This is a genomic window from Dactylosporangium thailandense, assembly GCF_059739745.1.
The window spans coordinates 9,470,809-9,483,652 of the sequence record NZ_AP029195.1; the positions used below are offsets into that span (position 1 = coordinate 9,470,809).

Consider the following 12,844-nt stretch of genomic DNA (forward strand, 5'->3'; position numbering starts at 1 on the left):
GTTCGTTACGAGGCCAGGGCGGCGCGGAGGGCGGTCAGGTCCTCGGGCGCCTTGCGGCGGGCCTCGTCGAGGCGGCGGCACAGCTCCGCCAGGGACTGCCGCTCCTGCTCCACCATCTTGTCGGCCCGCTCCCGGGCGCCGCGCAGGCGCTCCTGCCGCTCGCCGGCCTCCATGCGATCGGCGAAGATGCGGCGCACGCCCACGAAGGCGAAGATCAGGGCGACGATCACCAGCACGACCGCGAAGCCCAGCGGCACGGCCAGGGCGCCCAGGAGCAGCACGGCCGCGGCGGCGAACCAGGCGTACCGCTGCCAGATCTTGGAAGGTGGCTCGGGGTAGCGCGACTCGATCGCCTTGGCCAGCTCGGCGGCGTCGGCCGGGGCCGGGCCGCCCGCGCGAACGCGCACCGTCTGCCGCTCGATCGTGACCGTCTGCTCCTGCGGGTCCGGCACGTCGGTCTCGGCGCGCAGGGCCTCGCCGACCGCCAGCACCCGGTCCCGCAGGACGCGCCGGGCCAGCGCGCGGGGGCCCGGGGCCTCGCCGAACGCGTCCGTCACGAGCAGGCCCAGGGGCAGGCCGGCCGGGTCGTCCCAGCGCGCGGCCGGCGTGACCTCGCGATCGTCGATCACCGCGCGCAGCTCCGCGATGCGCCGGAGGGTCGCGGCCTCCTCCTTGCTGCCCTCGTCCACGAGGCCGGGCAGCAGCGCCTCCAGCGCCAGCCGCGACTCCGCCGGAGCGTCCGCGGCAACCGGCGCCTGCGCCCAATCGCGGAGGGCGGCCAGGCGGGAGCCCGCGGTGAGGGCGGCGACGGCCCCGCGATCGGCGGAGGTGGTCACGCCCGTCACCGGGACGGCGTGAATCCGGTCCGACAGCGAGCGGTCGAGCTCCGCGCGGCGCTCGTCGCCCAGGCCCGCGACCAGCGCGGACAGGCGCGCGGCGACGAGCTCGAGGGCCGCGTCGCCGAGGTGGCCGTCGGCGGCGGCGATCCAGACCGCGCGCTCGGCCGCCGTGAGCCGCGTGTCGGCCAGCAGGTCCCCGAAGGCCGCGCCGACCCAGCGGGGGTCGGCGGCGGCGCCGGACATCACGAGCAGCAGCGCGGTGCGGCGGGAGTCGCGGCCGGCGGCCCGCTCCAGGTCGGCGGCGGCGTCGTCGCCGCGGGTGAGGGCGGTCAGGGCGGAGGCGGCGGGCGCCAGCCAGTACCCGTCGACATCCTCCGGAGCCGTGGGGAGGGCTGGAACGGCACCGGCGCGAAAGGCCAGAACCTGACGCATTCGGTACCGTGTGCGAGCCGCCTCATCGAATCCCGCCAGCTCTGCGCGCAGGTCACTGAGCTCGACGAACGCGTCGAAGGAGCGGATCAGGCGGCTGAGGCGCTGCTCCAGGGAGCCCTGCAGCCGCGACAGCTGCGAGCGCAGGGCCCGGCTCTCGGCGCGCTGACCGTCGAGGGAGGACTCGATCTCGCGGATCGCCCGCTGTTGCTTGTAGTCCTGCCAGCTGTCGCTGACCAGCCAGTCCTGGAACGCGCTGTCGGACACCGGGGCGACCTCCTCATGATCGGTCTCCTCCGGCACCGTACCGACACCGCGCCAGTCCCGCCGGTCAGGCGATGGACGCGTCCCGCTCGCTCGGAGCGACGGCGGCCTCGGCCGGCATCAGCACCCACAGGATCGGGTAGATGAGGATCTGGGTGCCGGGGATGGCCAGCAGGATCAGCGCGAACAGCAGCCGCGCGGGCCACGGGTCGATGCCGAACCGCTGTCCGAGACCGGCGACGACACCGCCGAGCACCCGGCCCTGCGTCGGACGAACGAGGCCGTGCTGACGCATCGTGCCGTAGACGGTTTCCATTGTCGGCTCCCTTTCGAGGTACCAAATCTGATGCATTCAGCTTGGCCGTCGAAGGGGTTTCCGAGCATCAGGGACCGACCCCGGTCGGCCCCTGATGCCTTCACCCCGAGAGCTGTCAGTGGTAGAAGCAGACGAGGTCCATGTCGTCGCGGCGGCACTCCAGCAGCCAGGACTTCACCTGTTCGACGGCCTCCACGACCTGGCGATCGTCGAGCTTGGCGAGGTCGATGCCGCCCAGACGGTCGAGGTGCGACTGGAGGCGGTCCCGGGTGATGTGCCCCATGAGGGGGAAGTCGTCCGGCGCGGGGCAGTCGACGCCGGGTCCGCCGATGATGAGGTCGGTGAAGTCGTACTTGACGCCGGCTCGCGCGACCGCTTCGGAGACGGTGCCGAACCAGCCGTACCGCATCCCCCACCAGCCCTCGTTCGCCAGGTGCGCGCCCCAGAGCTCGCAGAGCGCCTTGACGCAGTACCCGTACAGATGAACGCTCCTCTCGACGGGGAATCGTCCGAGCACCAGGTCGGCCAGGAACTCCCTCGCCGGGCGTTCGGTGTCGCTCCAGTCGTCGAGGTCGGCGAGCTCGGCCCGGCAGCGGTCGCGAAGCCAGGCGAAGAGCGCCTCGTCGCGCAGGGCCAGCACCTCGTTCAGGGCGCCCAGCCGAATCTTGAAGGGCATGATCGCGTAGCTCATCGGCCGGCCTCCTCCAGTCGTACCCAGCCCCAGATCAGCTCGACCACCTTGGCTGGCGCATCGACCGCGGTGGACACGATGTCCGCCTCGATGCCGTCGCGGTGCTCGATCGTGTAGTCGTCCGGGGCGTTGCGGTAGGTCTGGATGAACCGGCAGGCGTCGCCGGGGCGGCCGACGATGAGGAACGGGTTCGGCCCCTGCAGCGCGTGCACCCAGAGGTCCAGCATCGCCTTGGTAAGAAACGGCACCCCGAGATCGTCCCCGCCGACGTTCAACGTCACGCTCGCCCGGTCTTTACTGCTCTCGATCACAGCGGCCACCGTACTGCCTGCCCGCACCCTACGAGTCGCGACGGCCACGCAACACCTGGGCCGCGCTGACCAGGACGGTCAGAAAGTCGATCACAAGTGCCGCGATGTTGTACCAAGCGGTGTCCTTGATGGGCTGCACGATGCCGGAGGAGTCAGGATCCGTTCGGTGCAGATCCGCCGGAATCACCGGCGTGGCCACCTGCGGACCCGTCGGTGCGGGCGTGAAGTAGTAGATCACCATCACAATCACGACCAGCAGCGCCAAGGAGATCGCCAGCACGACACCCGCTCGCGAGCGGCGGAGCCGTGCGGCGTTCTGCTCAAACTGGTTCGGCACGGAGGAATCGTAGGTGCCCGCGATCCCGGAATCTTTCGTCCGACCGGGCACCGCAGATCCTCGACCGTCGCTGCTGGGACGCCCCGCTCGGTTGATCCACCCGTCACCGCCCCAGAAATAGACTTCGGGGAATCGTGGCTCTTCACGGACCGGAGGAAGTGTGGCCGACGACGCGACCCCCGATATGAGCATGTTCCGTCAAGGCAACGACCACACCCCGATCGCCGATTCGTTGGCAACCGACCTCGACGAGATCACCGGCGAAATAGCGGTCGGCGTCAAGGTGCCTGAGCCCCGTACGCCCGCCCCGGCCAGTTCCTGGGGTACGGCCAATACAGGATTTCTCGGCTCGACCATCGCCGTGTGGGGCATGCCGGGGAGTGGAAAAACGACCTTTCTGGAGGCGATCGGCGACGCCGTCGACGCCGGACATACTCTCGACGGCAAATGGCGGGCGTATCCGAACGTGGACCCGATGGCCCGGACCACACCGAACAGCTCCCTGGACTTCCCCGCCGCCACCTTCCAGGGCAACCGCCAGAGCTGGATCCTCAGCGGCGACATGCCAGAGCCGGCTCGCTGGTGGCATCGCGTGCTCCGGTTGCCCGGGCCGGAGGTCCGCCAGATCACCGTGAAACTCGAAACGCTGGACCGGCCCGGCGGCGACTTCGCGGATCTTGGTCCCGTAGACGACAACGATCTGCTGCGACTGCTGCAGGCACACGGTTTCGTTTATCTGTTCGATCCACAGCAGGAACGGCACAACCTGCGGGTCAACAAAGAGTACTTCGATGCCTTGCGCGCCAAGCTCCTACAGTACTACGACGCAAGGCCGAAACAGCACGTTGCGGTCTGCGTCGCGAAATTCGACGACGACGCGACGTTTCAAAAGGCCATAGAATTCGGCTGGGTGAATCAGGACCCGGTCAAGCCGAGGCAGCCGCGCATCTTGGACGAGCACGCCCGGGAATATTTCATCTGGCTCTGTGACCAATTCGGGACCCGGCCGTTGTTCGAGGCCATCGAAGCGACGTTCGACCCCCGTCGAATTCGATACTATGCGTCCTCCGCCATTGGATTTCGGATCGGCGGCAACGGCGAATTCGATCCGGACCAGCCACTCAACTATGACCCCACCAACGCCACCGCCGGAACCCTGGGCCGTCGTACGCCGATCAACGTCATCGAGCCGCTGGTCCGCCTCTACCTCGACATCGCCGAAGGTCCCGAATGAGCAACAGCGATGATCGTTGGAGATGGGCGCAATACAGCAAGGAGCACGGCAAGGGTGGCGACTATCGCATCCTGCAGGCGTCGGCACCCGAGGCGGACTGGCCCGAACTTGCCGCATTCGCCCGGAGACTGGTGCCCGGCAACCCGTCGCAGCACGACGGTCTGGCCAAGCCCCCGTGGGTGATGTTCGGAGGCCAGCGATCAGCGACGCACGGTTTCCGGTTCTCAGTCGCCACCCTCGTCTGGACGGACCCGCCCCAGTTCGATGCGGTGCGCCGGCGAATCGCGTCGGTCTCCTATCTCGACTGCGACTTCACGGCGCTCGCCGGCGCCGGAACCGGGCTGCCGGCGCTGATGCCGTTGATCGCGGACTTCCGCATCCCCGGGCCCGCGCCCGCGCTCGTCTTGGCCCCCACCGATACCGGCCCCACATTGGAGGCGCTGGAGCAGGACCTCGAGTGGTACTCCGGCGTCGCGGCAGCGGTGCTCGACGGGCCGGTGACAATCGTCGACAGCGAGGGACTGTCCATCGGCGAGCGGGTCGCGGTGATGGAAACGGTGCTGTCGCTGCTCCCGTTCGGCCTGCGCGGCGACCTTGTGGTCAGCACGTTCTCGGATATCGCAACCAACGTCGAGGTGCGCCTCGGCTTCGGCGATCGCGCCGGCCGGCCCGGCGAAGTCTCCTGGCGGGTGCGCAAACCACCCACGCCCAGTCCCGCGGCCGCGCAGTATGTGAACTGGTTGCGTCGCCTGCCCTCGATCGTCGACGGGGGCCTCGCCGGAACGCTGGCAGCACTGCGCTCGCTGACCGCGGTGCGGCCGGCGACGGGAACCGCGGCGAGCGAAGCGATACGGCCGCTGTACCTGCCGCGGGTCGTCTGGGAAGCCAGCGGCACCAATCAGGTTCGACCCGATCAGATTCGGCTCGCGCTTCGCGACGGCGTCGTGCCCGCACTCAGCGAACCCCGATGGCGAGAACTGCTGGTGCTCGGTGTCGAGGCGGATCTGCCCGACCTCGCCGAACTACTCCGACGCTTTCCCACCGCGCTGCGCAGTTCCGCGCTCGCCATCGCCGCACTGCGAGCCGCGAACCCGACGGCTGTCCAACGCGTGCTCGCGCTGGCCGACACGGTAGGGGTCGGCCAAGCCGATGTGCTCCTGGACGTCCTCGACTGGCTGTCCACCGAAGGGCTCGCGGCGCGAGTGGTCGCGACGTTCGCCGCGACGCCGCCACCGGCCACCGGCAACGTCGACGGTCTCATCAAACAGCTACGCAAGCAGCCGTATCTCATGGCCGATGTCGTCACGGCGTTGTTCGATCAGAAAGAGTACGACCAGGCCCGCCTCTGGATGGAGGCACTTCCCAAGCTGTCGACGCTGCGGGCATTCAAGCAGGCCATCGATGGGAAGGCCATCGTCACCGGCGATCTGATCGGTGTGCGCGACCGCGACCTCGTGCATCTGGCTCGCGCGGCGCGACGATCGAACGGAGTCGGTTCCCTTCTGCGCTCGGCATGGGTCCGCATCGTAGGCATGTTCGAACTGGTCAGCGGCCAGGAACGCGATGAGTTGGCGCGGGCGCTGCACCTGCACGACGCCTCGTCCGCGGCGGACCGGGCTCTGTCAGACCTTCTCGCCGCCTTCACCGCGACCGACAACGGCGACCCTGACCCAGCGGCCTTGCCCGACGGGCAGCAGTGGCGGAACGAGTATGCCCAGCAGGCAGCGCTCGCCCTGGCCGCGCTCGGCCACCATCCGGACCCGGCGGTGGCCGCGTCACGACGCCGCCGCATCATCGCCGGGTTGGTCGAACGCCTGCTTCGCCCGCAGCCGGCTCGGCAGGACGCCGTCGACGTGCTGTTGCGGCTGCTGACGGCGTTGACCGGAGACGCTCGGGCGGACCTGCTGGATCTCATGACGCGCGCGGTGGAGGACGGCCGCCTGCCGCTGGCCGCGCTCGCCGGAGACGATGCCGTGGTCACCGCCGTGGTGGACGCCTCGCCGGCATTGCAGGACCGCAAGCGCACCGCGCTGGATCGTCTCCACCAGATCCTCACCGACCAGGCGATCAGTGAGGAGATGCTCGCGCGAGCCTGGTCGGCCGGCGCGACCGCCTATCAACACGGCGCACGGGCGGACGACCTCGTCGCCGTGGGCGGCGCCACCGCACACAGCTGGGACGCGTGGTTCTGGATAGCCGTCGTCCGCGGCATCTCCGATGTGGTGTTCTACCGGACGCGTGACGGGGGCGGCCGCCGCCTCCGTGAACAGCTCGACGTCCTGCTGCTCGCGGGTCGGGCGCCGCATTTGCGAGTCGAGACGTACCGCGAGCGCCTCGATGCATGGGCGCAGCACTCCGGTGCGAGCCAAAGCCCCCACGCCTGACCTCCCGGAGGAATCCGTGCGCCGCACCTGCAAGCCGTGGTTCAAGCGCGTGGGCGCCCTGCTGGCGCTGCTCACCGGCGTGTTCGTCGCGCTGGTGCCCGCCGCGCCCGCCCGAGCCGACGCTGAGGACATCGAGCGCATGTCCACAGAGCTCGGCTTGCCTCGCGTCGCTGGGCAGTACGTCTTCCTCGTCGATACGTCCGGCTCGATGGAACGCCCGGTCGATCTGTACAGCGGCGTGAAGGAGGCGATCGGCAACATGCTGGCCGCCGCGGATCCCGATGACGACCTGACGCTCGTCTCTTTCGACCGGTCCGCACGGGTTTGGCAGGGCAAAGTCGGCAGCACCCCGGACACCGTCCTCGACCACCTGCCCGAGCACGCCGCCGGTGACTACACGGATATCGGTACGGCCCTGGACAGGGCCGTGGCCGCGCTCGAATCGCCGGAGTCTCCGTCGGTCGCGACGATCGTCCTGCTCACCGACGGTGAGCACAACAAGGCACCCTACTCGGCGTACCCCTACAAAACGGGCTCGTCGTGGGACAGACTGCGCCAGCGGGCCGAGAAGGCCGTGCAGGCGAAGGAGTCGGTGAGCGCATTCGCCGTCCCGCTCGGTGCGAAGACCGATTCGTCGCTGCTCGCGTCCGTGTTCACCGGCGCTCAAGTGCTCCCGGTGGCATCCGTCAACCAGCTCGCGGACCGATTCAGGGAACCGCGTCAGGCGCTGCTCGCCGCGAAAGCCCGTAGTGCGCTGGCGAGCGACGCCGACGCGCCGGTCACCGTCGAGTGGCCGGACCGTGAGTTGTCTCCGGGCGAGACCAAGCTCGATCTGACCTTCCGCAGCACGGCGAAGCGTCTGCCGCTGACCATCAGTCACGTCAGCACCAAGTCAACGAACCCACACGTCGAGATGCGCCTGGTCGCCGACAAGCCGATCGAGCTGCCACCCGGGCAGGCGGTGACCGTGCCGGCCGTGGTCCGCTGGTCGCCACCGTCGAGTCACGCCATGGTCGACACGGCGACGGCCGACGCCCGCATCACCCTGACCGCGGAGTTCGGCTCGAAGTACCTCTCCGTCCTGCAGAACGATCTCGATGTCAAGCTCGGTTGGCGGTTCACCGACAATCCGCGGCCGTTCAAGGGCGCGGTACAGGTGGGTCATCCGTACATATGGTCTTCCGGCATAGGAGCTGTGGTCGTCCTGGCGCTCATGGCCGTGGTGGTCTGGTGGCGGCGGCAGAACCCACAGCTGCACGGACGGCTGCTCATCTCCTGCCCGTATCCGGCTCGAACGCTGGTGAGCGGCCGCAAACTCAGCGGACGCCGGTACGAGTTCAATCCGGAGGTGAGGCGGGCGCTCCAAGGGTCGGCTCGCATCCGGGCGCGCTGGTCGAACAGCCGCCACAACGAGGCGGTGAAGCAGCTCGTCGTCACGTACTGGCCGATCACCGCACCCCATCGCAAGGTCAAGCGGATCATCGAGTGCGACAACTACGTCATCATCAACGGGGTCCGCTTCGACTGGGCCGACGTCTGACCGTCGCCCTGCGCGTGGCGGCTGGATCGAGCGCGTCCGGCACGGGGCTCAGGCGGCGGGGCGGCCGGCCCGGGCGGCGTCGATGGCCGACTGGAGCGATCGGCGATATCCGTCGCTCGTGTACGTCGCCCCCGAGACGGTGTCCAGGTCCGCGCTCTGCCGTTGCAGCGCCTGCTCCCGAAGCCGCGGCGCCGCGCGCTGGCCGATCTCGATTCCGCGCGCCGCGGCCGTGGGCAGCTGGACCGCGGCGACGTCGACCATCCGCCCGTCGTGGACCGTGATGCGCACCTGCACCGGCCCGAAGTGGTTCGGCACGACCGCGCCGAGGTGCTCGCCCTCGGTCATCCGGCTCAGGTCGACGATCCCGACGAGCGGCGCCTTCGTCGGCTCCGTCGGTGAGGGCGATGGCTCGACCGCCGGTTGCGGCCGCGCCTCGGGCGCCCGCGCCTTCACGGCGACGAGGAGCGCGGTCAACAGCGCGGTGCCGAGCAGGGCGATCCCGATCCGGTGCGGGCCGGCCATGCTCAGAACTCGAACGGGTCGAGGTGGATCTGGCGTGGGGGAACCCCGGCACGGCGCAGCGCGATGACCGAGGCGTCGACGAGGGCGGCCGACCCGCACAGGTACACGTCGCGCCGGACCAGATCGGGCACCAGCTCCAGCAGGCCGGCCGGGCTGAACGCCCGCTTCGGGCCGGGGTCGTCGCGCCCGCCGGTGACGTACCAGATGCGGGCGTCCCGCGCCTCGGCCAGCTGCTCGAGCTCCTGGCGGAAGACCAGCTCGTCGGCGCTGCGGGCACGGTACAGCACGACGGTGCGCGGGGGCAGCTCCTCCAGCAGGGCCCGCACCGGGCCGATCCCGCTGCCGCCGGCGACGAGCAGCGCGCGGGCCTGCCGGCGCCGGTCGGCCGTGAAGTCACCGCTCGGGCCCTCGATGTACACCCGTGTCCCGGGCTTCAGGCGCCGCAGTCCCGCCGTGTGGTCGCCGACGACCTTCACGGTGAGCCGCAGCCAGTCGTTGTTCGGCGCCGCCGACATCGAGAACGGATGCGCCTGCCACCAGTTCTCGGCGTCCAGGAACCGCCAGCGGAAGAACTGCCCGGCCCGCACCTCCAGCCCGCGCAGGCGATCCCCGCCGATGTAGATGGAGATCATGTCCGGCCCCTCGTCGACGACCGCACGGACCCGGAACCGGTGGCGCAGATTCAGCCGCAGCGGCGCGGCGATCCGGCCCCACACGACCGCGGCAACGACAAAGATCCAGAGCAAGAGGGAGCTGTACCGCGAAAATCCCGCGACCGACATCTCCTGCCCGACGGCGAACTGGTGCCCGACGGCCAGGACGAGCACCGCATAGGCGCTCAGGTGCAGCAGGTGCCACACCTCGTACCGCAGCCGCCGTTTGATCCTGGGCACGGCCAGCACCGCGAGCGCGACGAGCAGCCCGGTCGCCACGAACGCGCCGGTCATGTACGCGTACTTGTCGACGGTCAGCAGCCGCACGACCTCGTTCGCGGCGGACGTGTGCTCGAACCAGGCGTACCCGGCGACGATGAACCCGGCGTGGGCCACGACGGTCGCGACGACGAACATGCCCAGGTCGCGGTGCCAGTGCAGCAGGTCCCGGGCCCCGAGCCAGCGCTCCAGCCAGCCGACGCGGGACATCAGCAGGACCTGCACCAGCAGCACGTACCCGGCGACCAGCCCGGTGATCCGCCCGACCGCGGTCAGCGAGGCGGCCCCGCCGGCGAGGAACCCGTCCGGCGTGTTCCACCACCACGGCGCCAGCGTCGCCGCCAGCCCGGCCCAGAAGACCGCGATCGTCGCCGCGCGCCACCCGTCGACCGACCTCCGCGGCCGATACGCCCGCCGGAACCGCCACGGGATCCGAGCCTCGTCCAATGCCCCTTGTGCGTCCACCGTGGACGGTTGTACCAGTCCGATGTCACACCGGACGAACGCTTGAAAGTCTTTTAACCAAGCCCTAATCGGACGGGTCCACAACCTTGATTGACTCCAGAATGCCGCCCGGCGCCCGGCCACAGTGACGTATCGCGACGGCCCTATGCGTTGATTGGGGCGATTGTGTCAGGGTTGGCCACCATGGCAGGGCGACTGTTGAACGGCCGGTACGAGCTGCGATCGGTCATCGGCCGGGGCGGCATGGCCGACGTCTGGCTGGCCGTCGACGGGCGGCTGGAACGACCCGTGGCCGTGAAGATTCTGCACGGCGACGGCGGCGCCGACCCATCGCTGCCGGAGCGCTTCGAGCGCGAGGCGCACACCGCCGCACGGCTGTCGCACCCGAGCATCGTGGCCGTGTACGACTTCGGGGTCGACGACGGCACGCCGTACCTCGTGATGGAGCTGGTCCAGGGGCACAGCCTCGCCGACGAGCTGGCCGCGGGCCCGCTCGACCCGCGGCGCGCGGCGCACATCGCCGAGCGGGTGTGCGACGCCTTGGAGGCCGCGCACAACGCCGGAGTGGTGCACCGGGACGTGAAGCCGGCCAACATCCTCATCAGCGGCGAAGGCGAGGTGAAGGTCTGCGACTTCGGCATCGCCAGCATCACCGACCGGGCGCAGACCGCGCTGACCGCACCCGCGACCGTGATCGGCACCAGCTCCTACATGGCGCCGGAGCAGGTCCTCGGTGAGCCCGTGGACGCCCGGACCGATCTGTACGCGCTGGGCTGTGTGCTGTACACGATGCTCACCGGCCGTCCGCCGTTCATCGCCGACTCGCCGGTGCAGACCGCCTGGCAGCAGGTTCATGAGGCGGCGGTACCGGTGGCAGTCCTGCGGCCCGGCCTGCCGCCCCGGCTCGCCGAGCTCGTCGGCGCGCTGCTGGCCAAACGCGCAGCGGATCGCCCGGCCAGCGCGGCACAGGCGGGTGCCGTTCTGGCCGGCGCCGCGACGACTTCCTTTGATCCAGAACCGGCGCCTTTTCGCGGCCGCGCCCCAGTACGAGCGGCAACGCGCAGCCTGCCCATGCTCGCCGAGCCACCCGCGCCGACCGCCCGGCGGCGACGGGGCCGTTCGGTCGGGATCGCCCTGGCGGCGCTCGGCGCGGTCGCCGCCGCCGTGTTCGCGCTCGGGACCCTCCCGGGCCGATCCGACCACCACCCGGCCACGGCGCCCACCCCCGCGGAAACGACCCTGTCCCAGCCGTCCGCGGATGTCTCGAGCGCGGCGCCGAGCGACCCACCGAGCGACACCCCCAGCCCGACGCCGACCGACACGCCGACCGACACCCCGAGCGAGGAACCGAGCCAGACGACCGAGGCGACGCTGGCCGCGGTTCGCGCCGCCCTGCGTGACGGCGGCCTGGACGGTTTCACCGCGCGTGACCTGAACCGCCGGCTGGACAGATTCGCCCGCGAGTACGCGCGCGGCGACGAGGACCGCGCGGCGGCGGAGCTGTCGGGTCTGAACGGCCGGCTCGACGAGCTGCACCAGAACGGCACACTCACCGGCACCGGCTACTCGGCGATCCGCGACCTGACCGACCAGCTCGCGGCGAATCTGCCGGCCTAGTTCAGGACGTCGTGTAGACCTTCCCCACGAACTCGGCGAGCCGGCGCTCGTCGAGGTTGCGAGCCAGGTCAGACTCGCTGATCATGCCGACCAGGCGGTGGTTCTCGATGACCGGCAGCCGCTTGACCTGGTGGTCCTCCATCTGATGCAGCACTTCGTTGACGCCGGCATCGGCGTCGATCCAGACCAGCTCACCCCCGGTCAGGTCACGCACCCTGATATGGCCGGGGTCCTGGCTCTCGGCGATGCACCTCACGACGATGTCGCGATCGGTGATGATGCCGTGCAGCCGGTCGTCCGCGCCGCAGATCGGCAGGGAGCCGACGCCGAGATCGCGCATCTTCCGCGCGGCGTACGCGACGGTCTCCCCTTCATCGACGCACTCGGCTCCCGGGTGCATGATGTCTCTCGCCTGCCGCTCCTGCTTCTCGCGAATCGCCTGCTCGTGGTCGTCCAGAGCACGAAGCCTGCTGGCGACGGCCTCAGGTGTCGCGTGGCCGGTGTGCTCGGCGTAGCTGGCCTCGCCGAGCTCGTGCAGCAGCTTGTCGCGCTGGCGCTGCGCTCGCGTCTCGTCCACTCGGGCCCGGCTCGTCGCCAGGCCACGCTTGGCGGACTCCATCATTTTGTTGAAGGCCATGGTGCCCTCCCTCCGGCGTACCTCAACGCGGGGGTCAACAACGGCGGTGCAAAGCCAACGCTACGTCGCCCCCGCCGAGGAAACACCCGCGCGGATCCATCGGCTCTTTCGGGGAGATGGAGCCGGCGTTGTTCACCTCGGCCTAGGTCATTGCGCCCACCGGAGCGTGGACGGTCGGCTTACAGCTGCCAGATAAGTTCTCGCCCGGAGCCGCATGCGACGATCCTGCCGTGGATGCCGATATCTCCGCGGGCGGCGATCTTGCTCGGCTTCGCCGGGAGTTGGAGCGGTTACGGGCCGAGAATGCGCGCCTGGCGCGACTGCTG

12 protein-coding genes are annotated in these 12,844 nt (G+C 70.0%); 4 read left to right on the plus strand and 8 right to left on the minus strand.

Annotated features, from left to right (window positions below; genetic code table 11):
* Positions 1–5: 5 nt before the first annotated feature.
* From AC6JBM_RS42130 to AC6JBM_RS42150, 5 genes are all read right to left on the minus strand, one after another.
* Positions 6–1,571, minus strand: a complete 1,566-nt coding sequence (locus AC6JBM_RS42130) for a hypothetical protein (RefSeq protein WP_497979367.1) — start codon at positions 1,569–1,571, stop codon at positions 6–8.
* Between the two features lie 28 nt (positions 1,572–1,599).
* Positions 1,600–1,848, minus strand: a complete 249-nt coding sequence (locus tag AC6JBM_RS42135) for a PspC domain-containing protein (RefSeq protein WP_497979368.1) — start codon at positions 1,846–1,848, stop codon at positions 1,600–1,602.
* A gap of 115 nt (positions 1,849–1,963) precedes the next feature.
* Entirely contained in the window at positions 1,964–2,539 is a 576-nt protein-coding gene (locus AC6JBM_RS42140; protein WP_497979369.1) for a DUF7691 family protein, read from the minus strand.
* A complete protein-coding gene (locus AC6JBM_RS42145; RefSeq protein WP_497979370.1) occupies positions 2,536–2,850 on the minus strand; it encodes a hypothetical protein in 315 nt (104 codons plus the stop codon). The genes AC6JBM_RS42140 and AC6JBM_RS42145 overlap by 4 nt, the downstream gene beginning before the upstream one ends.
* A gap of 28 nt (positions 2,851–2,878) precedes the next feature.
* Positions 2,879–3,187, minus strand: a complete 309-nt coding sequence (locus tag AC6JBM_RS42150) for a hypothetical protein (RefSeq protein ID WP_497979371.1) — start codon at positions 3,185–3,187, stop codon at positions 2,879–2,881.
* Positions 3,188–3,347: 160 nt separating this feature from the next.
* Here AC6JBM_RS42150 and AC6JBM_RS42155 point away from each other — a divergent pair, with 160 nt between their 5' ends.
* The 3 genes from AC6JBM_RS42155 to AC6JBM_RS42165 are packed head-to-tail and all read left to right on the plus strand — an operon-like array spanning position 3,348 to position 8,345.
* A complete protein-coding gene (locus AC6JBM_RS42155; RefSeq protein ID WP_497979372.1) occupies positions 3,348–4,421 on the plus strand; it encodes a hypothetical protein in 1,074 nt (357 codons plus the stop codon).
* Positions 4,418–6,805: a hypothetical protein gene (locus AC6JBM_RS42160; protein ID WP_497979373.1), complete on the plus strand. Its 2,388-nt coding sequence runs from the start codon at positions 4,418–4,420 to the stop codon at positions 6,803–6,805. The genes AC6JBM_RS42155 and AC6JBM_RS42160 overlap by 4 nt, the downstream gene beginning before the upstream one ends.
* Before the next feature lie 49 nt (positions 6,806–6,854).
* Positions 6,855–8,345 (plus strand): vWA domain-containing protein, encoded by a 1,491-nt coding sequence (locus AC6JBM_RS42165; RefSeq protein WP_497979374.1) that lies wholly within the window; start codon positions 6,855–6,857, stop codon positions 8,343–8,345.
* Between the two features lie 48 nt (positions 8,346–8,393).
* On the opposite strand, the gene AC6JBM_RS42170 is transcribed toward AC6JBM_RS42165, so the two are convergent.
* Entirely contained in the window at positions 8,394–8,867 is a 474-nt protein-coding gene (locus tag AC6JBM_RS42170) for an FMN-binding protein (RefSeq protein ID WP_497979375.1), read from the minus strand.
* Between the two features lie 2 nt (positions 8,868–8,869).
* On the minus strand, positions 8,870–10,264 hold the full coding sequence (locus AC6JBM_RS42175; RefSeq protein ID WP_497979376.1) for a ferredoxin reductase family protein: 1,395 nt from the start codon (positions 10,262–10,264) through the stop codon (positions 8,870–8,872).
* A 183-nt stretch (positions 10,265–10,447) separates the two neighbouring features.
* Between AC6JBM_RS42175 and AC6JBM_RS42180 the strand changes: the two genes are divergently transcribed.
* On the plus strand, positions 10,448–11,881 hold the full coding sequence (locus AC6JBM_RS42180) for a protein kinase domain-containing protein (protein ID WP_497979377.1): 1,434 nt from the start codon (positions 10,448–10,450) through the stop codon (positions 11,879–11,881).
* 1 nt (position 11,882) lies between these two features.
* Here AC6JBM_RS42180 and AC6JBM_RS42185 read toward each other — a convergent pair whose 3' ends face one another.
* Positions 11,883–12,518 (minus strand): CBS domain-containing protein, encoded by a 636-nt coding sequence (locus AC6JBM_RS42185; protein ID WP_497979378.1) that lies wholly within the window; start codon positions 12,516–12,518, stop codon positions 11,883–11,885.
* Positions 12,519–12,844: the final 326 nt, after the last annotated feature.

Bases quoted from the DNA above. Each gene is read 5' to 3' on its own strand.
- AC6JBM_RS42135 (WP_497979368.1), bottom strand. From the start codon at position 1,848: ATGGAAACCGTCTACGGCACGATGCGTCAGCACGGCCTCGTTCGTCCG.
- AC6JBM_RS42140 (WP_497979369.1), bottom strand. From the start codon at position 2,539: ATGAGCTACGCGATCATGCCCTTCAAGATTCGGCTGGGCGCCCTGAAC.
- AC6JBM_RS42160 (WP_497979373.1), top strand. From the start codon at position 4,418: ATGAGCAACAGCGATGATCGTTGGAGATGGGCGCAATACAGCAAGGAG.
- AC6JBM_RS42170 (WP_497979375.1), bottom strand. From the start codon at position 8,867: ATGGCCGGCCCGCACCGGATCGGGATCGCCCTGCTCGGCACCGCGCTG.
- AC6JBM_RS42180 (WP_497979377.1), top strand. From the start codon at position 10,448: ATGGCAGGGCGACTGTTGAACGGCCGGTACGAGCTGCGATCGGTCATC.
- AC6JBM_RS42185 (WP_497979378.1), bottom strand. From the start codon at position 12,518: ATGGCCTTCAACAAAATGATGGAGTCCGCCAAGCGTGGCCTGGCGACG.